Source organism: Streptomyces sp. KM273126 (genome assembly GCF_004337435.2).
In the GTDB taxonomy this organism is placed as follows: domain Bacteria; phylum Actinomycetota; class Actinomycetes; order Streptomycetales; family Streptomycetaceae; genus Streptomyces; species Streptomyces acidicola.
The window spans coordinates 189,132-212,212 of the sequence record NZ_SJXB02000001.1 but is presented as its reverse complement, the minus strand read 5'-3'; the positions used below and the strand labels follow the sequence as shown (position 1 = coordinate 212,212).

The following is a 23,081-nucleotide window of genomic DNA, read 5'->3' as shown; positions in this document are numbered from 1 at the left end:
ACGGTCTCCGGTTTCAGACGGGCAGGACGCCGGTGGCAACCGCGGCGCCGATGAACAGGATGGGTACGCAGTAGTACGTGACCAGGGGCAGGAACGTGCGGGCCGGGTCGACCCCGGCGATACCGCTCGCGACGTAGATGGGGGCTCCCGACGGTGGAGAGGCACCCTCGGTCGAGGCGAAGATGAGGACCGCGACACAGGCGGTGGCCGGCGGCACCCCGGCCCCGACCAGGGAGGAGACCGCGACCGGGCCGATGGCGGCCATGGTGGCGGAGGCGGTCAGCGGAATGGCCACGCCCACCACGAGGACACCCACGATGAGCGCCATGGCCCACAGCGGGGCGTTCACCTCGGCCAGCAGGTCGGTCAGTTGCTGTGGGAGCCCGAGTTCCCCCAGCACGTTGGAGGCGGAGAAGGCGGCCACGATGGTGACACCGATCACCCCGAACTGAGGGGCCGCGTCGCCGAGCATCCGCCACCATTCACGGCCCGAGCGGGGAAGGTGCCGTCGGCCCAGGATCAGGACGGTGGCGATCAGCAGGACGGGGATCCAGGTGATCAGACTGATGGCGTCCGACATCTTGGCGCCCACCCAGTCGCTCAGGGCGCCACCCGAGACGCCCCGGGTCATCAGCAGCGGTACGACGATGCCGACGAACAGGAACAGGCTCGTCCACCCCGCGCTCAGGCTGGTGCGCAGGGGCAGCAGGTCGGCGCGGTCCATCGGCTGGATTTTGTGACGGCGCACCATGACGAAGGCGGCAACCATCCGGTAGCCCAGACACCACAGTCCGCCCAGGAACAGCGGGAGCACGATGTCGTCGGTGGTGGCCATGGACGCCACGCCGGCCGAGCCCATGAGGATGAACATGGTGGAACTGAAGGGGAAGGTGACACCCATGCCGGCGCCGCCGGCCGCGACGGTGGCGGCGAGTTCACCGCTCACCTTGGACCGCTTCATCCAGGGGATCGTCACCGACCCGACGGCCGCGGTCACCGCCGCCCCGACGTGGGCGATGGCACCGAACAGGCCCGCGGCGGCCGTGGAGGTGTAGATGGGGCCGCCCCGCAGCCGTCCCAGCAGGGAGTTGAGGATGCTCAGCAGCTGATCCAGTACCGGTGTGCGGGAGAGCACATAGCTCATGAAGACGAAGGCCAGAGCGGCGAAGGTGACCTCCTCCTGCATGGCCTCGGCGAACCCGTCCCACATGACGTGCCCGATGTCGCGGCCGGCGAACGCACCCGTGACGAGGAAACCGACGATCAGGGCCTCGCCGATGTTGCGCTTGAGGACGGCGTTCCACACGATGATGGCCGCGATGTAGCAGCCCAGGGCCCATATGGCGATCACGAGGCTCCTCCTGGAGTGACGGTGGCGGCCGCGGCGCGGATGCCGGCGCGCCGTCGGGCTTCGTCGGCCTCCACCGCACGCGCGGCGGCCAGGACGGACGCTGCCTGGTCGGCCGGGACGACGGCGACGCCGTCACCGTCACCCACCACCAGATCGCCCCGCCGGCAGACGACGCCGCCCACGGCGACGGGCACACCCACCCGGCCGGGCCCGAACTTGTACGGGCCCGCCGGTGTCACCGCACGCGCCCACACGGGGAAACCCATCTCGGCCAGTACCTCGACATCGCGGGTGGCTCCGTCCAGCACCATGCCGACCACACCCCGGGCCCGGGCCCGCTCGGCGATCAGTTCGCCGATCAGTGCGCGGGACGTGTCGCCCTCACCGTTGACGACGATGATGTCACCCGGCTCGGCGACCCTGATCGCCTCGTGGATCGCCCGATTGTCCCCGGCCCGGGTCCACACGGTCAGCGCACGGCCCACGGCCCTGGCCCCGGGCCAGACGGCGCTGATCCCGGAGTCCACAAGGCCGAGCCGCTCGGTGGCGTCGCCGATGTTCGCGGTCGGCAGCCCCTGGTACGCCGCGATCACCTCCGGTGTCACCCGGGCGGTGTCACGCAGTCCTTCGGGGCGGGTGGCCAGCTCGTGCACCTGACTGATGGCGCGGGGCAGCACCGCGTCGAGGCCGAGTTCGGCCACCAGATCCGCGGCCGCGGACACTTCGCGCGCCCGGCGGGCACCGTGCTTGTACGTTCCCTGGTACAGCCGCTCCAGCGTCGTCTCGCCGTCCGAGAGTTCGGCCGCGATCTGCTCACGTACCCAGCGCTCGTCGCCGGCCGCCCGGCCCGCCTCCACCGCCTCCACGATGACGGCGCCGAGCCCCTTCATGAACAGGCTGCGCAGCAGCTTGCGTGCCGAGGCCGCACCGGGCTCGGCGCCCAGGTCCTCGACCGGAGCCCCCAGCGTGCCGAAGTAGTCGGCGATCACTGACGCTCCCTGGCCGCTGGCCACCAACGCGGTCCGGTGACGGAACTTCGGCACCGGACCGATGACGGAGACGTCCGCGAAGACCGCAGGGGAGGCGTCGATCGCGGCGGCGATGCTCCGCTTCAGCTCCGGAGCGGCCGCGTTCATGTCCGCGTACACGGTTGCGGCCTGCAGATGCGGGGCCACCTCCAACGCCACGTCCAGCGCCGCCTTCGCACCGGTCAGGCCGAGTACCAGGTCGCAGCCTGCGACCACGTCGGCGGGGGAGTCCTTCCGTTCGACGCCGCCCGGGGCGGGCACATCGGCCGGATCGAATCCGGCCACCTCCCAGCCGTTTTCCAGGAAGCCCGCCGCATACAGCGCCCCGGCCTCGCCGAGGCCCAGGATTCCAACCTTCACCACAACTCCCTCTCGCACGTTTCTCGCACAGTGATAAGAGTTATCACTTAGCGCGGGAGGATGTTGCTCTGGCGTTACGCGTACGTCAAGAGTCGAGCGAATGATCGATCAAAGTGGGCGGCTGGGGGGCGAGCTCAGGGGCGTCGGGCCCGGAAGCGGAAGCCGTCGGCCTCCGGGTGCAGGTCCATGGACACGTCGGTGAAACCCGCCCTGGCCAGGCGGTCGGGGAAGGTGTCCGGATCGATGGTGTTGTTCGTGTCGCCGAGGTGGAGAATCCGGAAGCGGAAGCTCGGCAGACTGTCGCTGCCGGCGAAGACGCCGCCGGGGCGCAGCACGCGGAAGGCCTCCGCGAAGATGCGGTCCTGCTGCTCGGCGGTCGGCACGTGGTGCAGCATCGTGAAGCAGACGACCGAGTCGTACGACGCGTCGGGCAGCGGCATGGCGGCACCGTCCGCGTGGAGGACGCGCGCACGGTCGCCCCAGGTGTCCTGGAGCATGCGGGCGGTGGCGTCGTCGATCTCGACGGCGGTGAGGCGGGGCACCCGCTCCACGAGCACGCGCAGATTGGCCCCGTAACCGGGACCGATCTCCAGCACGTCCTCACCCAGCTCGACGTCGGCGAGCGCCCACGGCAGCAGACGCTCCTTCGTCATCAGCGCCCACTTCTCGGAACTGCACAGCTTGCGGTGGACCAGGTTCATCGGCATGCCACCGACGCTACGAGCGGCCTGCCGGTGTCCACCACGGGCTAGGCTGCCGTCCCATGTCGCGAAACGGACAGTGGCCCGCCCCGACCGCGATCTTCATCGGCCACTTCACCATGCCGCGCGGCACGGCCTTCCCTCAGCACTGGCACGCCGCGCATCAACTCGCGTGGTCGGCCAAGGGGTTGCTCCGCGTCACCAGCGAGCAGGGCTCCTGGCTGCTGCCGCCCTCGCTCGCCCTGTGGATCCCCGCGGGCGTGCCCCACACGACGGAGTCGGCGGGCGACGCGGTGATGCGCAGCCCGTACGTGAACCCGGAGAGCTGCCCGCAGCTCGACTGGCGGGAGCCGACGGTGCTGGAGGCCGGCCCGCTGCTGCGCTCCCTCATCGACCACCTGGTGCGCACCGACCTGACGCCGGAGGCCCGCTCCCGCGCGGAGGCGGTCCTCCTGGACGTCCTGCACCCCGTCCCCGTCACGAGCGTCGCCGTGACCGTGCCCCGCGACCCGCGCACTCGCATGATCGCCGACGCCCTCACCGCCGACCCCGCCGACAGCCGCTCCCTCGACTCCTGGGGCACCCGGGCCGGGGCCAGCGCGCGGACGCTGGCCCGCCCGTTCGTCTCCGAGACCGGGCTGGCGTTCGGCCAGTGGCGCGAACGCCTGCGCATGCGCGCCGCGATGCCGCTCCTCGCCGAAGGCCTCCCGATCGAGTCCGTCGCCCGCCGCGTGGGCTACGCCTCGGCCAGCTCCTTCGTGGCGGCGTTCCGGCGCATCGTGGGGGTGACACCACGGCAGTACTTCCCGGTGGAGCGGAGAGACCTTCCGCGGGGAGACCTTCCGCGGAGAGACCTTCCGCGGGGAGACCTTCCGCGGAGAGAGCTTCCGCGGGGAGACCTTCCGCGGAGAGAGCTTCCGCGGGGAGACCTTCCGCGGGGAGACCTCCCGTGAGGCGGGCGGCGCGTCAGCCCTGCTCGGTCCGTCCCTCCATCGCCAGCAGCTCCTCGTTCGGGATCGCACCGCCGAAGCGGCGGTCGCGCGACGCGTACTCGACGCACGCGCGCCACAGGTCACGCCGGTCGAAGTCGGGCCACAGCACGTCCTGGAAGACCATCTCGGCGTAGGCGCTCTGCCAGAGCAGGTAGTTGGAGGTGCGCTGCTCGCCGCTCGGCCGCAGGAACAGGTCCACATCGGGCATGTCCGAGTAGTAGAGATACCGGGCGAAGGTCTTCTCGTTGACCTTCGACGGGTCGAGCCGGCCCGCCTTCACGTCCTCCGCCAGGGCCTGCGCCGCGTCGGTGATCTCCGCACGGCCGCCGTAGTTCATGCAGAAGTACAGCGTGAGCCGGTCGTTGCCCTTGGTCTGCTCCTGGGCGATCTGGAGCTCCTTGGCGACCGACTTCCACAGCTTGGGCATGCGGCCCACCCAGCGCACCCGGATGCCGAGTTCGTCGAGCGTGTCCCGGGTCTTGCGGATGAAGTCCCGGTTGAAGTTCATGAGGAAGCGGACCTCGTCCGGCGAGCGCTTCCAGTTCTCCGTCGAGAAGGCGTACAGCGAGATGCTCCCGACGCCGATCTCGATCGCGCCCTGGAGCACGTCCAGCACGCACTCGGCGCCGACCTTGTGCCCCTCGGTGCGCGGCAGACCACGCTCCTTGGCCCAGCGCCCGTTGCCGTCCATGATGACTGCCACATGGCCCGGGACCAGCTCGCCGGGGAGTTTCGGCGGGCGGGCGCCGGACGGGTGCGGCTCCGGCGTCCTGTACTCGCGGCGCTGCCGCCCCAGGAACCCGCGTACGACCATGTGCTTCTCGTCTCCTCGTGCTCGCGTCGTGCGTGCTTACGTACTTGCTTGGTTCAAGGCCTGTCAGGACTTCTCGACGTACCGCAGGGAGCGCAGCCCGCGTTCCAGGTGCCAGTGCAGGTACGCGGACACCAGCCCGCTGCCCTCCCGCACATGCCGCGGCTCGCACGCGTCCGCCGTCTCCCAGTCTCCCGTGAGCAGCGCACCGAGCAGTTCCAGCGCCTGCGGAGACGGTACGACACTGCCGGGCACCCGGCAGTCCCCGCACACGGAACCCCCGGACGCCACCGAGAAGAACCGGTTCGGCCCCGGCATCCCGCACTTCGCACAGTCGCTGAAACTGGGCGCGTACCCGTTCACGGCGAGGGAACGCAGCAGGAACGCGTCCAGAACGAGGTGCGGCGCGTGCTCGCCCCGGGCGAGGGTACGCAGCCCGCCGACGAGCAGCAGGTACTGCTGTACGGCCGGCTCGCCCTCGTGGTCGGTGAACCGCTCGGCCGTCTCCAGCATCGCCGTCCCGGCGGTGTACCGGGCGTAGTCGGCGACGATCCCGCCACCGTACGGGGCTATCGTCTCACTCTGCGTGCACAACGGCAGCCCGCGCCCGATCAGGTCGCTTCCGCGGGCGAAGAACTGCACGTCCACGTGCGAGAACGGTTCGAGGCGGGCCCCGAACTTGGACTTCGTCCGCCGCACGCCGCGTGCCACGGCCCGGACCCGCCCGTGACTCCGCGTGAGCAGCGTGATGATCCGGTCCGCCTCACCCAGCTTCTGGGTGCGCAGCACGATGCCGTCGTCGCGGAACAGACTCATGGGACCCATTCTCGCCTACGGCGCGTGTGCGGCGGCCCGAAGCGCTCGGTCGGCGCGGGAAACCGGGTGGGGCTGGAGAACCAGCCCCACCCGGTGTTCGAGGACGAGTCCCGTCGGGCCGGGAGGCCTTCAAGGCACTTCGCCCCTGCTCCTCGCGTTCTCGTACGCCGTCGCCGCGCGCAGCCGTTCTATCGTCGTCGCGGCCCGCAGGGACTCGGGTACGCAGTCCCACTCCCGGCCCCCGCCCACCGGTCTCAACTGCACATACGGCCCCTCGTGCCCCATGACCCGTCCCACCTGTCCGGTAAGCGTGTCGACGGCGTACGACCCGACCGGCGGTCTCTTCCCGCCACCGCTCACCGCAACGCCGCCGCGAGGCGTGCCGCGACGGTGACGGAACAGCCGCCCAGCACCACCAGCGGACAGGGCGCCTCCCGCGCAAGAGTTGCCGGGTCGATCCGTAGTGAAGGCAGCACAATTCCGGCCCTCGCGAGCGCCTGCCGCAATTCCTCCACCGTTTCCTCCGCCTCTTCGACGCAGAGCGCCGAGTGTCGTCCCCCGAGTGATGCGTTTTCTGCCTTCACCGCTGCTCCCCTGACCTGTTGGGTTTCACTCTTCGCATCTACATGGTGACGCTCTGCGTCTACACTCGGCAGGAGTCTGTGCGCTACAAGCGCGGGGCAGGGCGAGGGGATTGATCATGGCCAACGGTTCGCGGCAGGCTGTGTGGGAGTTCTTCGGGTCCGAGCTGAAGCGGCGCCGGGAAGATGCGGGATTGACTCAAGTCGAGCTGGGGGCGCGGGTATTCGTTTCCGGCGGTTACATCGGGCAGTTCGAACAGGCGATTCGTAAGCCGCAGTTGGATGTGGCGCAGCGGATCGACGAGGTTCTGCAATCCGATGGTTTTTTCGAGCGCACGTGGCGAAAGCTGATTGATGACAAGCGGTATGCGGATTACTTCGCCAAGGCGGCTGAGCTGGAGACGCTGGCTACGAAGATCTGTGACTTCGCGCCGGCGCTGGTGCCGGGGCTGCTGCAGACGGCCGCGTACGCGCGAGCGGTGACCATCGCGATGAACCCGTTCGCTCCGGACGAGTCCATCGAGAAGAAGGTGTCGGGTCGCCTGGAGCGCGCACAGATCCTCAAGGACGCTACTCGGCCCGTGTATTGGGCGATCCTGCACGAGAACGTGCTGCGCATTCCGGTGGGTGGGGCCGCCGTTATGGCCGAGCAAGTGGCGCATGTAGCGGCGCTGGCACGGGAGAGGACGGTGTTGGTACAGGTGCTGCCGCACTCGGCTGGGGCGTACGCCCTGATGAACGGGATGCTGACCCTCATGGAGTTCGAGGACGCTCCCCCGGTCGCCTATACCGAAGCCGTGTATTCGGGGAACCTGCTGGACAACCCGGCCGTGGTGAAGCGTGCGCAGGCGTCATACGATCTGCTCAGGGCCGCCGCACTCTCGCCCGAGGCGTCCCTGGCCCTGATCGAATCGGTGGCGGAGGACTTCAGACGATGCGCGAGTACGACCTGAGCAACGCACGCTGGCGCAAGAGCGGCTACAGCGACGGCAACGGCGGCAGCTGCGTCGAGGTGGCCGACGGAGTCCCCGGCATCGTCCCCGTCCGTGACAGCAAGGTCCCCGACGGGCCCCTCCTCCTGATCAGCCCGGCTGCCTGGGCCGAGTTCATCGGTGCCGTGACCAAGTGACGGTGGCCCAAGCGCTCAAGTGACCGTGGGGACCGCCCGCTTCATGTCAGTGTCGTGCCTCCGCGCTCCGAGTAAAGGGCGCTCCCTCCGGTCGCGTCGGCTACGCCGATTCCGCTTCGCTTCACCCTTGACTCGGACCACTCCGGCACGCGAGAGAAGCGAGCGGGCGGCCAGGGGAGGAGCGGGGCCCCTTGCGTGGGAGTACGTCCCCACGCCATGAAGTCACCCGGCGACGGGGGCGCGTCAGCTCCTCTGGGCACGCCGGGTTGGCTCGGCGGCTGCCGGTGAGTGGGTGGAGCACGGCTGCCGAAGTCGCCTCTCGGTGGGAGGGTGCCTGGTGGAGAGTGCGACACTTTTTGGGAAAGTGTTGCACTCTCGCGACTCACTGCCAGGCCCCCGGCCCGGCGGAGCACCGCTGACGTTCGAAGACCCTTGGGGAAAGTCAGTCGCGGGGTCGGCTCGGCGTCCGGTACACAGACCTGGTGACGAACCCTCCGTACCCGCTGCGCAGTGTCACCGACGACGAGTTCGCGCCCTGGGCGCGCATGATCGCGGACACTTACGGTACGGACCGCTCCGAGGAAGAGCTGGCCGACCAGCGGGCCGCGACGGATCTGGAGCGGACCGTCGCCGCATTCGACGGGTTCCTGCCGGTGGCCGGCGCCTCCGTCTACAGCCGGGTGCTGACCGTTCCCGGGGGCGTCATGCCCGTCGCGGGGGTCGCCTCCGTGGGCGTGGCCCCGACGCATCGGCGTCGCGGAATCCTCACCTCGATGATGCGCAGGCAGCTGACGGACCTGCACGAGAGCGGTCGAGAACCGATCGCTGTGCTTCGCCCCTCCGAAGCCGGGATCTACGGACGCTACGGCTACGGGCCGGCCACGCTGGGCAATCGGCTCCGCTGCGACCGGCGCGCCCTGCGCTTCCGTCCCGGCACGGACTTCGGGAACGGAACGGTCCGGCTGTTCGCCGCCGTCGAGGCCCGTCCTGTCATTGAGAAGGTCTACGACCAGGCGCGAGCCGCGACGGTCGGTTGGCCCGACCGGCAGGACAGCCACTGGAGGGTCCGCCTTGCCGATCGTCCGCACACCCGCGGATCGGCCACAGCCCTGCGTTTCGCAGTGCATCAGGACAGCGACGGCCGAGCCACCGGCTACGCGCTCTACCGGCACCGGTCAGTGCCGGACGCGCTCGGTGGGAGCACCGGCGTGGTGCAGGTGGAGGAACTGGCGGCACTCTCGCGCCAGGCATACGCCGTGCTGTGGCGCTTCCTCGCCGGAATCGACCTGACCACCTGGATCGAGTACGAGGGCGCCGTTGACGAGCCGCTGCCCCACCTGCTGGCCGAGCCGCGGGCGATCCACGCGACCCTGGTCGACCGCTTGTGGGTGCGGCTGGTCGACGTCGACCGGGCCCTCACGGGACGACGCTACGCGGTGCCGCTCGACGTCGTTCTGGACGTGGAGGACACCTTCTGCCCGTGGAACACCGGACGCCACCGGCTCCGGGCGGAGGGCGAGAGCGTCAGCTGCGAGCCCACGACCGACCCTGCCGACCTGCGGATGACGGCAGCGGAACTCGGCGCGGCCTTCCTCGGCGGCACCACACTGGCAACCCTCGCGGCCACGGGCCTCGTCGAGGAACTGCGCCCAGGCACGCTGCCCCTCGCCTCAGCCGCCTTCCGTGGCGAACGGGAACCCTGGTACCCCGGCGGCTGGGCATTCCCGCTCTACTGACCACCCGACGCTGCAGCCGTCGCGGCCGCTGAGATCGGCAATTGGCAGATTTGGGCCAGCTCCGAGGCCAGTCACCAGGCCTTTCCCGGCCCACCGGTGGCCCAAAACTGCCAATTACACCACCCACCTGGGACCCGCCTTTCCTGGCGCGCGCTTCCCCTTCAGCTGCTGCCAGATACTCACCAGCGCCACCAACTGGGCCACGAAGAACGCCACCTGCACCGACGCCGTGCGCAACTGGTACACGGACAGGAGCAGCGCTGCCTTCGTCGGCCAGTAGTGGCCCTCCTGGCGGAACGTGTCGATGTCCATGGCGACGACCGTCACGGTGAGGATGAGCAGGGTCAGTGCCACGTCCAGCGCCCAGTTGCCGAAGAACTGGTCGAAGGCCCTGGTGATCCAGTGCTGGGCGACCGGAGCCGCGTACACCAGGGAGAGGGTCAGCGCCTTCGTGGGCCCTCGCCGGCCGGGCAGCTGGCGCCACAGCGCTCCCAGGACGAAGCCGGCGGCCGCCCAGTTCGCTTGGGAACCGATCACCTGCGTCAGAAGGTCGGCGAAGTATCTGGTCCGCCCAGAGACCGACAGCCGTGGCGGGCAGGGCGATCAGCGACGAGAGGAACGTGGCGCGGCACGCGTTGAGCCACCAGGTGGTGCGTGGTCCCCAGGCCAGGGCCAGTTCCACGGAGTCCACCGAGTCCGGCAGCCGGGCGCCGGCGTACGGCGCCGTGGCGCCCGGCGGTGTCCATCGGTGCAACCGGTCGAGCTGCTCCTCCAGTTCGGCTCGCTTGCCGTCCTGTTGGCCCTGGTCGAGGCGGCGCAGCTGGGCGTGCAGATCGCGGTAGGTGCGCGCGGAGCCGATGAGCCAGCGGTGGTCGGACTCCCGGATCACGCTGTGCAGGGGTCTGCGTTCGGGCCTGTCCGGGAGCAGTTCGCGGCATAGTACCGAGCGTGATCTTCCAAGGGCGAGAAGGAGGTAGAGGGCGAGCACTATGGGCGGTACCGACACCAGCCACATGGGGAAGCCCGCGACCCAGCCGGGAGTCGGCGCGATCTCCATCACGAAGAGCATGTTGATGACCAGGAGGTCGGTTGCCCCGGGATTGACGGGCGGTGCGCCGGGCGCCTGGGCACGGGCCCAGAGCGCGGCGACGAGTGCGCCCATCAGGCTCAGCCACCAGGTCCAGTAGTGGATCCAGTCCGGCCAGGCGGAGGGGAACCATGCCAGGTCGTTGAGGAGTTCCGCGACGTGCCAGCGGACGTAGCCCTCGTCGCTGTCCCCGATGCTCAGCCAACTCCGCTGTTCCCACAGGTTCTCCGAGGCCCAGATGCTCATCGCCGGGAGCACGGCCGCGACGTCGACCGCCCGTCGCAGCCGCGTGGCGGACGCGGCCAGGCCCACCATCCAGACGAGGACCAGGCAGCCGCACGCGAGGGCGAAACCGCAGGAAACCCCATGTCATCCGGAAGTGATCGATTTCGCTGCCGTGCTCCGTGGAGAGCCAGAAGCCGGGCGGCAGCGCGGACCATCCGAGTGTGCTCGCCACGACGCCGATGTAGGCGACCGCCAGCGCCGCCGCCGTCCCAGCGGCCCGCCCGGGTCTGCCGAACAGCACCAGGGCACCCCCGCCGAGCGTCGAGATCACCAGGTGGACGGCGACCCTGTGGTCCGGCCACCACGGGAAGATCCCGTGATCACCGAGGAAGCGGGGTGCCTGGTCGTCCACTTCGAAGGCGAGCACGGCGGCGAACATGACACAGGCCCACAGGAGCAGGTTCCGGTGCGTGGCCTCCTCGGCCGGGGTCGGTGACCACGACACGGGCGACCTGCGCAGCCTCCTCACCAGGAGCAGGAGAACCGCGAAGAGCACCAGGTCGTACGAGAGAAACGTCGCCGAACCCACGAGGTACCAAGGGCTGTCGTTCCACTGGGCGGCCAGCGCCTTGGTCGCCGGTGGCTGGATCTGGATCCGGACGTCGGGCGGACTGTGACCCGCCTTCGTCCGGGTCCAGGTCAGCCGGGTGACCGAGCCCTTGGTCGGGGTCGGGGACACGGTCCGGGCCGCGCGTCCGCCGAGATCGACGGTGATCTCCTGCCACCAGGCCTTGTCCAGGGCAGGAGGAGGCAGCAGGGCCGGCGTCCAGAACCTCTTGCCGACGCTGATGCGCCACGGCCCGAAATCCCTGTCCCCTGTGGCGTCCACGATCGTGACGGCGCGGTGCTCCACCGTGATCGACTTGCTCTGGACCGTCACCTTGGGCGGCCAGGGGCGCCATTCCGTGTCCCGGTACGGATACGGATCGTTCGGGTAGCGCAGAACGCACCGCATGGCCGCCCGGTACCGCTCGGTGTCTCCGTTGAGCAGCAGATCGGGGGCCAGGCTCCAGGACTTCGGCACTTCTACGACAAAGCGGGTGTCGACCTTCGTGTAGTCCTCGCCGTCGTGTTTCATCGGCACCGAAGTAGTGGCTTTCGCACCTTCAGTTCGCCCGAGGCGCAGTCGTCGTCCGCTGCCGACGCCCTTCCCTCAAGGCCGAGCTCCTACAGGACGAACAACGCCGTCAGGCACAGCAGCAGAAAACCTCTGAGCAGCCCCCGTCCCAAAGCCTCCCCCTCGGCACTGGCCGGCCCGGTCTCGCCCTCCGAACCCTTCCGGCCCCGCATGCACCGGAAACACAGACCCACCCTGCCCCGGCACGAAAATCCGAGCCGGACCGGGGGTACGCACTGCTCACCGGCTTCCGCCCCTGAGTGCATGCGTGTACCGGCTGCAGTCGGTACACGGTTCGCTCGCCGGTCAACTCCACTTCTCCGCAGCATCGTTACGTCCTGGTGATGAGCTGCGGCTACGCTCGGCGGCATGAGTCCGGTATCCCCCGGAACGCGGGTGAATCCTGGTCACAGTGGGCACGCGCATCTGGTCATCGTCCATCCCCCCTTCGCGGCCCCGCTCCTGCCCGGAGAGCGGCCGTCTGCTGCTGCCCACGACCCGGGGGCGGCCAGGGCTGCGGTGCTGTCCCTGTCGACCGTCTCGATGATCCGCCGTGAGCACGCTCCGTCCCGGCTGGAGCATCCGGGAAGCCCGGCCGGCCGCGAAGAGCTGGACGGTGTATGCGCGGCCGTGTGGGGCTCCACGGTGAAGATCAGCGACCCGGCGCTTGTCGAGGACGGGGTACTGGCCGGTGCTTTGGAGGACGAGTTCCAGGCGCAGAGGAAGAGGCATCCGGATGCCCGGATCGTAGCTGTCTGCGAACGCGACTTCGGCGCCTCCTACATGAAGATCCTCGTCGCTGTGCCCGGTACCCCGGATCTGACGGTTGAGGGCTTCGATGAGCTGGAGATCACCGGCGACCGGCGTGCCACTCTGGCCGCTGTGGGGATCGACCCCGACCGGCTGGGCGAGGGATACGACGTCAGTGATGAATGGTTCTTCGACTACGACGGCTTCCTCCACATGCTCACCGGCGGCGCCCTGTCCGTCTACGCGGATGAAGAGCGCTTCGAGTCGGCGTTCGTTGTCGACCGGAGCGAGGAGGGCGAGGACAACATCTGCGAGGTCTGGTTTCCATAGGCGGCGCCCCTGGTGTCCACCGTCCCGCCACCGTCCCGACCCGCCCGGGCAGCAGAACAACCGAACTCGTGATCCGAACTCGGCACGGGCCAGGCCCTGACCCCTCTGTCGCGCTTGTCCTGCTGCGGGGGAAATCTGCTCCCGGCCCGCCCCAGAACGCCCACGCCGTCTGCTGTTTTCTCTCAATTCCGTGACGCATCATGTGTTCTGGGAAACCACGACGCCGTACATCCGCGTCGAACGTTGCGTGAGCAACGCTGTCGCTGCGATCCGACGGCACGGAAGACGGGGACCCGTGGAGCTGGAATACCGCTTGCTCGGCCCGGTCGAGGCCTACCGGGACGGCATGCCCTTGCGCCTCGGCGGCCCCAAGCCGCGGGCGCTGCTGGCCGTGCTGCTGCTGCGGGCCGGGCAGGTCGTGCCCGCCGACGCGCTGGTCGACGCCATCTGGGGCGAGGAACCGCCCGACACGGCGCGGGCACTGGTGCAGTCGTACGTCTCGGCGCTGCGGCGCGCCCTGCCCGAGGACGCCGGGGAGGCGATCGAGACCCGGGCGCCGGGGTACGTGCTGCGGCCGGGGGCCGGCCGGGTCGATCTCGTACGGTTCGAGGAGCTGACCGCCGAGGGACGGCGGGCCGCCGCCGAGGGCGACCACCGCGCGGCCGCCCGCGCGCTGCGTGAGGCGCTGGCCCTGTGGCGCGGCCCGGCGCTCGGCGGGGTCGGGGGAGCGCTGCGTGGCGAGGCCGTTCGGCTGGAGGAGGCCCGGCAGACGGCGCTGGAGGAGCGGATCGCGGTCGAGCTGGAGATCGCGGGGCAGGAGGCCGACCTCGCGACCGAGCTCACCGCGCTGGTCTCGGCCCACCCCACGCGGGAGCGGCTGCGCGGCCAGCTCATGCTCGCGCTCTACCGGCTGGGGCGCCAGGCCGACGCCCTGGCGGTGTACGGCGAGGGGCGCGCCGTGCTCGCCGACGAGCTCGGCATCGACCCCGGCCCGGAGCTGAACCGGATGCACGAGGCGGTGCTGCGGGCCGATCCGGGGCTGTTGCCGGGCAGGCGGACCCCGGCCACCGCGCCGCCACCCGCCCGTACGGGCGCCGCGCCGACACGGCCCGTTTCGCTGCTGCCGCCCGCCCTCGGTGACTTCACCGGGCGGGAGACGGAGTCGGCGGAGGTCGTCGAGTGGCTGACCGGGCCGCGTACGGCGACACCCGTGGTCGTGGTGTCGGGGCCCGCCGGAGTCGGGAAGTCCACCCTCGCCGTGCAGGCGGCACACCGGGTGGCGGACCGGTATCCCGACGGCCAGCTCTACGCCGAACTGCACGGCTTCAGCGAGCCCGTGCCGCCGGGGGAGATCCTCGGGCGGCTGCTGCGGGCGCTGGGCGCGGACCCGCCCGAGGACCCGGCCGAGCGCGGCGACCTCTTCCGCAGCCTCGTCGCGGGACGCCGCATCCTGCTGGTCCTCGACGACGCGGGCAGCGAGTCGCAGGTGCGTCCGCTGCTGCCGGGCAGCGCGGCCTGCGGAGTGCTGGTGACCTCACGGACGCGGCTCGGCGGGCTCGTCGGCGCCCGGCGGACCGACCTCGACGTCCTCGACGACGTACGCGGACTTCAGTTGCTGACTCGTGTCATTGGCGCCACGTGGGGGGACCCGCGGGAGGAGGCCGCCGCGCGGCGGATCGTCGAGCTGTGCGGCGGGCTGCCGCTGGCATTGCGGATCGCCGGGGCGCGGCTGGCGACCCGCCGGCACTGGACGCCCAGCATGCTCGCCGACCGCCTCGCCGACGAACACCGCCGCCTCGACGAGCTGTCCGTGGGCGACCTGGAGGTACGGGCGAGTCTCGGCCTCAGCTATCAGGCGCTGGACCCGAGCGCCCGCCTCGTGCTGCGCCGCCTCGCGACGCTGGGCTCGGCGGACGTGGCCGCCTGGACGGTGGCCGCGCTCGCCGACGTACCGGAGGACGAGGCGGAGGAGGTGCTGGAACGGCTCGTGGACGCCCAACTGCTGGACTGCCCCGGCACCGACCAGGTCGGCCAGCCCCGCTACCGGCTCCACGACCTGGTCCGCGTCTACGCCGCCGAACGCGCCGAGGCCGAGGACCCGGTCGCCGACCGCACCGCCGCCGTGGGCCGCGCCCTGACCGCCGGCCTGTGGCTGATGGACCGCGTCACGGAGGCGGCACCCCCGGGAGCGGTGATACTGCGCCAGCGCCGCGCGGTCACGGGGAGCTTGGGCGACGCCCCAGGCCGACGTGACGGGACCGACGGCACGGACGGCTCCTACGGCTCCGACAGCCCGTACGGCACCGCGACCACCCGGCAGCCGCCCGCCCCCTCCGGCCCTTCCGCTCCCTCCGCCCCCGTCAGTGCCCGCACCGCCCGGCGAGCCCTCGCCGATCCGTTCACCTGGTTCGACGCCGAGGCGGGCGCCCTGACCACGGCCGTCGAACGGGCCGCCGCGATGGGGCTGCACACGCCGGCCTGCGAGGCCGCTGCGGCGTTGTGCTCCTCGTCGTTCGCCATCAGCAACCGCTTCGACGCCTGGTGGCGCAGCCACGACGCAGCCCTCGCCGCCGCCCGGCGCGCCGAGGACCTCTCCGGCGAGGCCCTGCTGCTCATCGGCCTGGGCCAGCTCCGCTACGAACAGGACCGCTGTGCCGAGGCACTGGACTACTTCCGGCAGGCGGAACGGATCTGCGCCGACCTCGGTGACGTACACGGCCGCTCCGCCGCCCTCGCCGGTGTCGGCAGCGCCTTCCGCGAGCTGGGCGAACTACGCGCCGCCGAACGGGCCCTCGCCGACGCGGCCGACGGCTTCCGGCGGCTCGGCGACGACACCGGCGTGGGTCTCGCCTGCCGGTACGCCGGTTCCGTCCGGCTCGAACTCGGCGATCACGACACGGCGCTCGTCCTCCTCGACGAGTCGCTGGCCGCGTACCGGCGGCAGGGCAGCCGGCGCGGGGAGGCCATGGCGCTGCGCACACTCAGCCTCATCCACCGGTCGCTCGGCGAGTACGAGGCGGCGGCGCGCGTGGCCGGGCAGGCGCGGGAGATCCTGAGTGACCTGGGGGATCCGCTGATGGCCGCGTACAGCATGCGGGCGCGGGCCAAGGCGTGGCTGCGGATGGGCCGTATACGAGAGGCCGAGTCCGAGCTGCGCGAGGCGCTCGGAGTCTGCCGGGCCCACCAGGACCGCTTCGGCGAGGCGCTGACCGTGCGCACCCTCGGTGAGTGCGCGCTCGCCGACGGCCGCTTCGCCGAGGCGGCCCAGCTGCTGAGCGCGTCGGTGGCCGGCTGGGACGACATGGGCCTGCGCCTCCCGCGTGCCCGAGCCCTGCGGGACCTGGCCACGGCGCGCGAGGCACTGGGCGACGGGCCGGGGGCGGCGGCGCTGCGCGCCGAGGCGATGGCCGTGTTCACCGCGTGCGAGGCCCGCGAACGGAACGAGCCCTGGCCCTAGGCCCTGTCGTCAAACTCCCTCCCCCACTGCCTTAAGGGCGTGGGAGGTGCCCCCAGCCCCGCGACGCCTGGCACGCACGCTCGCCGCGTTGCCGGAAAGCCCTAGTAGCTCCTCCCCCCACGCTCGGCTTCGCTCGCGCGGGGGAACCCCCATCGAGGACTTTCCGGCGCCTTGCGATCGCACGCACCAGACGCCGTGGGGCCCGCCCTCCGGGCGGACGACGGGAGTTTGACGACAGGGCCTAGGGGGCTTCTGATGGCTCTCCGCGGCGTCGCGCCGCCCGGCACGCTCCCCCACTGCCTTGAGGGCGTGGGAGGTGCCCCCACTCGCCGCACCGTACGTAGATCCGCTACGAGGACTCCGCCCGGCACGCCGAGAGCACGCACCGAACGCCGCTCCTTCTTCCACGGAGAGCCATCAGAAGCCCCAACCGCCCCAGCGGCCGTAGGCCGTGCCTGGCCGTGCCCGCAACGCCTTGCCGTGGACTTGCAGAGAACTTGCAGCGCCCTGCGCCAAGCTCGTGGGTGTCGGGGGACAACTGGTCGGCCGGGCGATCCTCACCGCTCGGCCGGCCAAACAGAGGGCACCACCAGCCAGGGGAAGCCAGGCACATGCCGGGGGAGCTCCGGGGCAGGGGCATCGGGTAGGACCGTCCCTGTCCCGGGGCATCGCGGCACGACCACACCTTGCCTCGACCCGCCAGCATCGCCGTACACCAGTACGCCCGAACCGCCTGCGAGAGACGACGCATGCCCCCGATCATTCTCATGAACGACCCCGCGGTCGCAGGTGTCCCCGTCCAGGACTGTGGTGAACCCCTGGTCGATCTGCGGGAGTTGGCCTTCGTGGTCGTGGACTCCCGGCAGGCCGACCCGGAGGGTTCCTACGCGCTGATCCGCGAGGGCGTCGCCTGGCGGCTGGCCCGCGCGGCACGGCTGCTCCCGGACGGCCTGCGGCTGCTGGTCACCGAGGGGTACCGCCCTCTCCCTCTCCAGATCAGTTACTTCGAGGCGTACGCGGCCGAACTGCGCCGTGCCAACCCGGACTGGTCCGAGGAGCACCTGCGGACCCAGACCAGCCGGTCCCTGTCCCCGCCGGAGATCGGTCCGCATGTCGCCGGCGCCGCGGTGGACCTGACGTTGTGCACCGCCTCGGGTGAGGAGCTCGATCTGGGTACACCGGTCGACGCGAGCCCCGAGGAGAGCGCGGGCGCCTGCTACACCGACGCTCCGGACATCTCCGACGAGGCCCGCCGTAACCGCCGCTTCCTCTCCGTCGCGCTCACCACGGCGGGCCTGGTCAACTACCCCACCGAGTGGTGGCACTGGTCGTACGGCGACCGCTACTGGGCCCTCATGACCGGGGCCGCGGCGGCCTGTTACGGCCCGGTGGACGGCGCCCGGGATATTCAGCCGAGGCCAGGCACCCCCAGCCCGTCCGGCGTTTGAGGACGAGGCCGTTCAGGCCGACAAGCGGGGGTCTGGGGGCGGCAGCCCCAAGGGAAGGCAGGCACTCGCCAACCGCTCAACCGCCGGAGGCACCCGCACAGTCGGCGCACGTGCCGAAGATCTCCACCGTGTGCGCCACGTTCACGAATCCGTGTTCCACCGCGATCGCGTCCGCCCACTTCTCCACCGCGGGCCCCTCGACCTCGACGGCCTTGCCGCAGACCCGGCAGACGAGATGGTGGTGGTGCTCACCAGTGGAGCACCGGCGGTACACCGACTCGCCGTCGGAGGTGCGCAGCACGTCCACCTCGCCCGCGTCGGCGAGGGACTGCAACGTGCGGTACACGGTGGTCAGTCCGACCGAGTCGCCCTTGTGCTTGAGCATGTCGTGGAGCTCCTGCGCGCTGCGGAACTCGTCGACCTCGTCGAGCGCCGCCGCCACGGCCGCACGCTGCCGAGTGGACCGACCCCGTACGGGTCCAGCGGTCGTCACCGTTGCCTCCTCACGTCTGCGCCTTGCCGGGCCATTGTGCCAGCCCGGACAGAAGGGAGTCAGGCGCCGATCCCCTCCGTCCCGTTCCGGGAAGCGCGGCCGGCCGGGACCGTCGCCCGTCCCGTCTCCTTGCCCGTCTCGGGGATCACACACTCCGCCGGGTCGTCCCCGGCATGTTCCGGCACCCGCGCCCGCCGCCGTGCCAGCGGCGCCGCCAGCGCCGTGAGCAGCAGGAACGCGGCGATGGTCAGCAGCACGATCGTCGCCCCCGGCGGCACGTCCTGGTAGTACGAGGTAACCGTACCGCTGAGCGTCACCGTCACGCCGATGGCCACCGCGACCGCGAACGTCGCCGCGAAGCTCCGGCTGAGCTGCTGGGCCGCCGCCACGGGCACCACCATCAACGCCGAGACCAGCAGCAGTCCGACCACCCGCATCGCCACGGTCACCGTCACGGCCGCCGTGACCGCCGTGAGCAGGTTCAGCGCCCGCACCGGCAGGCCCGTGACCCGGGCGAACTCCTCGTCCTGGCTCACCGCGAACAGCTGGCGGCGCAGGCCGATCGTCACCAGCACCACGAACGCCGCCAGCAGGCAGATCGCCGTCACGTCCGACTGGGACACCGTCGACAGCGAGCCGAAGAGGTACGACGTCAGGTTGGCGTTCGAGCCCGTCGGCGCGAGGTTGATGAACATCACTCCGCCCGCCATGCCCCCGTAGAAGAGCATCGCCAGCGCGATGTCGCCGCGCGTCCTGCCGTACCAGCGGATGAGTTCCATCAGCACCGCGCCCAGGACGGACACCAGCGTCGCCATCCACACCGGGGACCACGACAGCAGGAAGCCGAGGCCGACGCCCGTCATCGCCACGTGGCCGATGCCGTCGCCCATCAGGGCCTGGCGGCGCTGGACGAGGTAGATGCCGATCGCGGGCGCGGTGATGCCGACGAGGACGGCGGCGAGCAGGGCCCGCTGCATGAAGGCGTAGTTCAGGAGTTCCATGATTCGGTGCCTTCTCAGCTCAGCAGACCCGTACGGACCGGTTCCGCTCCGGGAGCCGCGTGCGGGTGGACGTGGTCGTGGCCGGGCAGGGCGTGCTGGCCGACTGCCTTGGGCGGCGGGCCGTCGTGCAGGACGCAGCCGTCGCGCAGGACGACCGCGCGGTCGATCAGCGGCTCCAGGGGGCCGAGTTCGTGCAGGACGAGGAGGACGGTCGTGCCCTTGCCCACCTGTTCGCGCAGGGTTTCCGCGAGCACCTCCTGGCTGGCGAGGTCGACGCCCGCCATGGGCTCGTCCATGATCAGCAGCTCGGGTTCGCAGGCGAGGGCGCGGGCGATCAGGACGCGCTGGTGCTGGCCCCCGGACAGGGCGTTCACGGAGTCCTTCGCCCGGTCCGCCATACCGACCAGCGCGAGAGCCCTGCGTACGGCCTCGTGGTCGGCCTTGCGGAGGATGCCGAAGCGGGCCCGGGACAGGCGGCCGGAGGCGACGACCTCGGTCACCGTGGCCGGGACGCCGCCCGCGGCCGTGGTGCGCTGCGGCACGTACCCGACCCGTTTCCAGTCGGAGAAGCGGGCACGCGGAGTGCCGAAGATCTCGATGGAGCCGTCGCTGACCGGTACCTGGCCGATGACGCTGCGTATGGCCGTGGACTTGCCGGAGCCGTTGGCGCCGAGCAGCGCGACGACCTCGCCGCGGTGCACGGTCAGGTCGATGCCGCGCAGGACGGTGCGCGAGCCCAGTTCGGCGCGGACACCTCGCAGGGATATGACGGGCTCGGATATGACCGGCTCGGATATGACGGGGTCGATGGCGGGTTCGTCGCTCATGCCTGCGTCCTCCACGGAGGTCACTTGGCGCCCAGTGCGTTCTGCAGCGCCTTGAGGTTGGCTTCCATGACCTGGATGTAGTCGTCGCCCCGGGACTTGGACGTGATGCCCTCGATGGGGTCGAGCACGTCCGTCTTCAGGTTCGAGTCCTTCGCGAGGGTCTTCGCGGTCTTGTCGCTGACGAGAGTCTCGTAGAAGACGGTGGAGACCCCGTCGGCCTTGGCCATCTTCTCAAGATCCTTCACGCGGGCGGCACTGGGCTCCGACTCCGGGTCGAGGCCGGCGATGGCCTCCTCGGTCAGGCCGTAGCGCTCGGCGAGATAGCCGAAGGCGGCGTGGGTGGTGATGAAGACCCTGGTCCTGGTGTTCTTCAGGCCGCTGTCGAACTGGGAGTCCAGGGCGCCGAGCTTCTCGACCAGGGCCTCGGTGTTCGTCTTGTAGACGTCCGCGTGGTCCGGGTCGGCCTTCTCGAAGGCGGCGCCGACGCCCTTGGCGACCTCGGCGTACTTCACCGGGTCGAGCCAGATGTGGGGGTCCTTGCCGCCCGCCTCCTCGCCGTGCTCGTGGTCGTGCTCGGCCGCGTGGCCGCCGACCTCGGTGCCGTGCTTCTCCAGGGAGGTCAGTGTGGTGGCGTCGATCTTCGTCCTGACCTCGGACTGGGCGACGGCGTCGTCGACGGACGGCTGGAGGCCCTTGAGGTAGAGAATGGCGTCCGATTCCTGGAGCTGCGCGGTCTGCCGGGCGCTGATCTCCAGGTCGTGCGGCTCCTGGCCGGGTTCGGTGAGGGTGGTGACGTGTACGTACTTCCCGCCGATCTGCTCGGCGAGGTAGGCCATGGGGTAGAACGACGCCACGACGTCGAACTTGTCCGTGTTGCCCGAGGCGGCGGACGTGTCCGAGCATGCGGTGAGGGTGCCGAGGCCGAGGGCGGTGGCCGCCGCGACCGCGGTCCCGGATATGAGGTGTCGCCGGTGTCGCCGGTTTCGACGCTGTCGTCGTACTACGTTCATGACAGTCATTTTCAGCAAAGATGGAAATGATTGTCAACAAGCCCTGGGTGAGGCTATGGGTAAGGCCGAGGTGAGGGGTCGGTGACCGTTTTGTGCTACCTCCTGACCGAACCGATTTGATTGGAGGGGAGCCCCCGCCGGTAACCTGAAGCATTCGCTCTGAGGCGCATCGCTTCCCTCCAGGAGCGCATCCGCTTCGTCGCCCGTCGTCGTAATGAAGAGAGCACCGTGGCCGCCGACAAGATCGACACCATCGTCAGCCTGAGCAAGCGCCGTGGCTTCGTATTCCCGTGCAGCGAGATCTACGGTGGCCAGCGCGCCGCCTGGGACTACGGACCGCTGGGTGTCGAGCTCAAGGAGAACATCAAGCGCCAGTGGTGGCGCTACATGGTCACGTCGCGCGAGGACGTCGTCGGTATCGACTCGTCCGTGATCCTGGCCACCGAGGTCTGGGTGGCCTCCGGCCACGTCGCCACCTTCACCGACCCGCTCACCGAGTGCACCTCCTGCCACAAGCGGTTCCGCGCGGACCACCTGGAGGAGGCGTACGAGGCGAAGCACGGCCGCATGCCCGAGAGTCTCGCCGAGGTCAACTGCCCGAACTGCGGCAACAAGGGCCAGTTCACCGAGCCCAAGCAGTTCTCCGGCCTGCTCTCCACGCACCTCGGCCCGACACAGGACAGCGGCTCCATCGCCTACCTGCGCCCCGAGACCGCCCAGGGCATCTTCACCAACTTCGCCCAGGTGCAGACCTCCTCGCGCCGCAAGCCGCCGTTCGGCATCGCGCAGATGGGCAAGTCGTTCCGCAACGAGATCACGCCGGGCAACTTCATCTTCCGTACCCGTGAGTTCGAGCAGATGGAGATGGAGTTCTTCGTCAAGCCGGGCGAGGACGAGAAGTGGCAGGAGTACTGGATGCAGGAGCGCTGGAACTGGTACACCGGCCTGGGTCTGAGTGAAGAGAACATGCGCTGGTACGAGCACCCGCAGGAGAAGCTCTCCCACTACTCCAAGCGCACCGCCGACATCGAGTACCGCTTCCGCTTCGGCGGCAGCGAGTGGGGCGAGCTGGAGGGTGTGGCCAACCGCACCGACTACGACCTCTCCGCCCACTCCAAGGCCTCCGGCCAGGACCTCTCCTACTTCGACCAGGAGGCGGGCGAGCGCTGGACCCCGTACGTGATCGAGCCGGCGGCGGGTGTCGGGCGCACGATGCTGGCCTTCCTCCTGGACGCCTACGTCGAGGACGAGGCCCCCAATGCCAAGGGCAAGATGGAGAAGCGCACGGTGCTGCGCCTCGACCCGCGCCTGTCCCCGGTGAAGGTCGCGGTCCTCCCGCTCTCCCGCAACCCGGAGCTGTCCCCGAAGGCGAAGGGGCTCGCCCAGGCCCTGCGCCAGCACTGGAACATCGAGTTCGACGACGCCGGCGCGATCGGCCGCCGCTACCGCCGCCAGGACGAGATCGGTACGCCGTTCTGCGTCACGGTCGACTTCGACACGCTGGACGACAACGCGGTGACGGTGCGTGAGCGTGACTCGATGAAGCAGGAGCGCGTGTCGCTGGACCAGATCGAGGCGTACCTCGCGGCGCGTCTGATCGGCTGCTAGGAGCCTTCCGGCCGCACGAGCGGCCGGGCTGTTCCCCGTACCCCTTTTGGGGTGCGGGGAACAGCCGTTTTTACGGGTCCCTGTAGGTCGGCGGATGGCGGATGGCGCATGGCGCATGACAGAGGGGTGCCCGGCGACTGACAGCTGACAAATATTGAAATCT

The 23,081-nt window shown here is 70.3% G+C and carries 20 protein-coding genes and 2 pseudogenes; 8 read left to right on the top strand and 14 right to left on the bottom strand.

Features of this window, described 5'->3' with window-relative positions; translation table 11 throughout:
- Positions 1–13: 13 nt before the first annotated feature.
- The 3 genes from E0500_RS00855 to E0500_RS00845 form a co-directional block, all read right to left on the bottom strand.
- Positions 14–1,351, bottom strand: coding sequence for a TRAP transporter large permease subunit (locus tag E0500_RS00855; RefSeq protein WP_131565653.1), 1,338 nt, complete (start codon positions 1,349–1,351; stop codon positions 14–16).
- Entirely contained in the window at positions 1,348–2,739 is a 1,392-nt protein-coding gene (locus E0500_RS00850) for a DUF1932 domain-containing protein (RefSeq protein WP_131565656.1), read from the bottom strand. Before E0500_RS00850 ends, E0500_RS00855 begins: the two co-directional genes overlap by 4 nt.
- 134 nt (positions 2,740–2,873) lie before the next feature.
- Positions 2,874–3,446 (bottom strand): class I SAM-dependent methyltransferase, encoded by a 573-nt coding sequence (locus tag E0500_RS00845; protein ID WP_131565658.1) that lies wholly within the window; start codon positions 3,444–3,446, stop codon positions 2,874–2,876.
- Between the two features lie 56 nt (positions 3,447–3,502).
- Between E0500_RS00845 and E0500_RS00840 the strand changes: the two genes are divergently transcribed.
- The gene (locus E0500_RS00840; RefSeq protein ID WP_131565660.1) at positions 3,503–4,393 is read left to right on the top strand and encodes a helix-turn-helix transcriptional regulator; all 891 of its coding nucleotides are present in this window, start codon (positions 3,503–3,505) and stop codon (positions 4,391–4,393) included.
- 13 nt (positions 4,394–4,406) lie between these two features.
- On the opposite strand, the gene E0500_RS00835 is transcribed toward E0500_RS00840, so the two are convergent.
- From E0500_RS00835 to E0500_RS00825, 4 genes are all read right to left on the bottom strand, one after another.
- Positions 4,407–5,246: an isoprenyl transferase gene (locus E0500_RS00835; RefSeq protein ID WP_131565663.1), complete on the bottom strand. Its 840-nt coding sequence runs from the start codon at positions 5,244–5,246 to the stop codon at positions 4,407–4,409.
- Between the two features lie 63 nt (positions 5,247–5,309).
- A complete protein-coding gene (recO, locus tag E0500_RS00830) occupies positions 5,310–6,059 on the bottom strand; it encodes a DNA repair protein RecO (protein ID WP_131565665.1) in 750 nt (249 codons plus the stop codon).
- A 129-nt stretch (positions 6,060–6,188) separates the two neighbouring features.
- Positions 6,189–6,419: a hypothetical protein gene (locus E0500_RS43445; RefSeq protein ID WP_131565667.1), complete on the bottom strand. Its 231-nt coding sequence runs from the start codon at positions 6,417–6,419 to the stop codon at positions 6,189–6,191.
- Positions 6,416–6,643, bottom strand: coding sequence for a hypothetical protein (locus E0500_RS00825; RefSeq protein WP_131565670.1), 228 nt, complete (start codon positions 6,641–6,643; stop codon positions 6,416–6,418). The genes E0500_RS43445 and E0500_RS00825 overlap by 4 nt, the downstream gene beginning before the upstream one ends.
- A 116-nt stretch (positions 6,644–6,759) precedes the next feature.
- Here E0500_RS00825 and E0500_RS00820 point away from each other — a divergent pair, with 116 nt between their 5' ends.
- From E0500_RS00820 to E0500_RS00810, 3 genes are all read left to right on the top strand, one after another.
- Complete coding sequence (locus E0500_RS00820) at positions 6,760–7,593, top strand: helix-turn-helix transcriptional regulator (RefSeq protein ID WP_131565672.1); 834 nt, start codon at positions 6,760–6,762, stop codon at positions 7,591–7,593.
- Complete coding sequence (locus tag E0500_RS00815) at positions 7,575–7,769, top strand: DUF397 domain-containing protein (protein WP_131565674.1); 195 nt, start codon at positions 7,575–7,577, stop codon at positions 7,767–7,769. Before E0500_RS00820 ends, E0500_RS00815 begins: the two co-directional genes overlap by 19 nt.
- Positions 7,770–8,251: 482 nt before the next feature.
- On the top strand, positions 8,252–9,505 hold the full coding sequence (locus E0500_RS00810; RefSeq protein WP_131565676.1) for a GNAT family N-acetyltransferase: 1,254 nt from the start codon (positions 8,252–8,254) through the stop codon (positions 9,503–9,505).
- Between the two features lie 114 nt (positions 9,506–9,619).
- Here E0500_RS00810 and E0500_RS45310 read toward each other — a convergent pair whose 3' ends face one another.
- The 3 genes and pseudogenes from E0500_RS45310 to E0500_RS45300 all read right to left on the bottom strand — a co-directional run.
- Positions 9,620–10,051 carry a DUF6185 family protein gene (locus tag E0500_RS45310; protein WP_399120127.1) on the bottom strand — a complete coding sequence of 144 codons (432 nt, stop codon included), beginning with the start codon at positions 10,049–10,051 and terminating at the stop codon, positions 9,620–9,622.
- A gap of 25 nt (positions 10,052–10,076) precedes the next feature.
- A pseudogene (locus tag E0500_RS45305) lies at positions 10,077–10,931 on the bottom strand (DUF6185 family protein); the annotation flags it as partial.
- 76 nt (positions 10,932–11,007) lie between these two features.
- Positions 11,008–11,955: pseudogene (locus tag E0500_RS45300) on the bottom strand (DUF6185 family protein); the annotation flags it as partial.
- A gap of 408 nt (positions 11,956–12,363) precedes the next feature.
- Here E0500_RS45300 and E0500_RS00795 point away from each other — a divergent pair.
- From E0500_RS00795 to E0500_RS00785, 3 genes are all read left to right on the top strand, one after another.
- Positions 12,364–13,074: a DUF6333 family protein gene (locus E0500_RS00795; RefSeq protein ID WP_131565682.1), complete on the top strand. Its 711-nt coding sequence runs from the start codon at positions 12,364–12,366 to the stop codon at positions 13,072–13,074.
- A 295-nt stretch (positions 13,075–13,369) separates the two neighbouring features.
- Positions 13,370–16,531, top strand: coding sequence for an AfsR/SARP family transcriptional regulator (locus tag E0500_RS00790; RefSeq protein ID WP_181586819.1), 3,162 nt, complete (start codon positions 13,370–13,372; stop codon positions 16,529–16,531).
- A 749-nt stretch (positions 16,532–17,280) separates the two neighbouring features.
- Complete coding sequence (locus tag E0500_RS00785; protein WP_131570203.1) at positions 17,281–17,979, top strand: M15 family metallopeptidase; 699 nt, start codon at positions 17,281–17,283, stop codon at positions 17,977–17,979.
- Between the two features lie 76 nt (positions 17,980–18,055).
- Here E0500_RS00785 and E0500_RS00780 read toward each other — a convergent pair whose 3' ends face one another.
- From E0500_RS00780 to E0500_RS00765, 4 genes are read right to left on the bottom strand one after another with little or no spacing between them, the layout of a single operon-like run.
- Positions 18,056–18,472, bottom strand: a complete 417-nt coding sequence (locus E0500_RS00780) for a Fur family transcriptional regulator (protein ID WP_131570205.1) — start codon at positions 18,470–18,472, stop codon at positions 18,056–18,058.
- Positions 18,473–18,531: 59 nt separating this feature from the next.
- A complete protein-coding gene (locus E0500_RS00775; protein WP_131570207.1) occupies positions 18,532–19,473 on the bottom strand; it encodes a metal ABC transporter permease in 942 nt (313 codons plus the stop codon).
- A 14-nt stretch (positions 19,474–19,487) separates the two neighbouring features.
- Positions 19,488–20,300 carry a metal ABC transporter ATP-binding protein gene (locus tag E0500_RS00770; RefSeq protein ID WP_131570209.1) on the bottom strand — a complete coding sequence of 271 codons (813 nt, stop codon included), beginning with the start codon at positions 20,298–20,300 and terminating at the stop codon, positions 19,488–19,490.
- A gap of 20 nt (positions 20,301–20,320) precedes the next feature.
- On the bottom strand, positions 20,321–21,319 hold the full coding sequence (locus E0500_RS00765; RefSeq protein ID WP_131570210.1) for a metal ABC transporter substrate-binding protein: 999 nt from the start codon (positions 21,317–21,319) through the stop codon (positions 20,321–20,323).
- A 219-nt stretch (positions 21,320–21,538) separates the two neighbouring features.
- On the opposite strand from E0500_RS00765, the gene E0500_RS00760 reads away from it, so the two are divergent.
- A complete protein-coding gene (locus E0500_RS00760) occupies positions 21,539–22,918 on the top strand; it encodes a glycine--tRNA ligase (RefSeq protein ID WP_131570212.1) in 1,380 nt (459 codons plus the stop codon).
- The last annotated feature ends 163 nt before the right edge of the window (positions 22,919–23,081 follow it).

Bases quoted from the DNA above. Each gene is read 5' to 3' on its own strand.
- E0500_RS00820 (WP_131565672.1), top strand. From the start codon at position 6,760: ATGGCCAACGGTTCGCGGCAGGCTGTGTGGGAGTTCTTCGGGTCCGAG.
- E0500_RS00770 (WP_131570209.1), bottom strand. From the start codon at position 20,300: ATGAGCGACGAACCCGCCATCGACCCCGTCATATCCGAGCCGGTCATA.
- E0500_RS00840 (WP_131565660.1), top strand. From the start codon at position 3,503: ATGTCGCGAAACGGACAGTGGCCCGCCCCGACCGCGATCTTCATCGGC.
- recO (WP_131565665.1), bottom strand. From the start codon at position 6,059: ATGAGTCTGTTCCGCGACGACGGCATCGTGCTGCGCACCCAGAAGCTG.
- E0500_RS00775 (WP_131570207.1), bottom strand. From the start codon at position 19,473: ATGGAACTCCTGAACTACGCCTTCATGCAGCGGGCCCTGCTCGCCGCC.
- E0500_RS00845 (WP_131565658.1), bottom strand. From the start codon at position 3,446: ATGCCGATGAACCTGGTCCACCGCAAGCTGTGCAGTTCCGAGAAGTGG.
- E0500_RS00795 (WP_131565682.1), top strand. From the start codon at position 12,364: ATGAGTCCGGTATCCCCCGGAACGCGGGTGAATCCTGGTCACAGTGGG.
- E0500_RS00835 (WP_131565663.1), bottom strand. From the start codon at position 5,246: ATGGTCGTACGCGGGTTCCTGGGGCGGCAGCGCCGCGAGTACAGGACG.
- E0500_RS00765 (WP_131570210.1), bottom strand. From the start codon at position 21,319: ATGACTGTCATGAACGTAGTACGACGACAGCGTCGAAACCGGCGACAC.
- E0500_RS00785 (WP_131570203.1), top strand. From the start codon at position 17,281: ATGCCCCCGATCATTCTCATGAACGACCCCGCGGTCGCAGGTGTCCCC.
- E0500_RS00815 (WP_131565674.1), top strand. From the start codon at position 7,575: ATGCGCGAGTACGACCTGAGCAACGCACGCTGGCGCAAGAGCGGCTAC.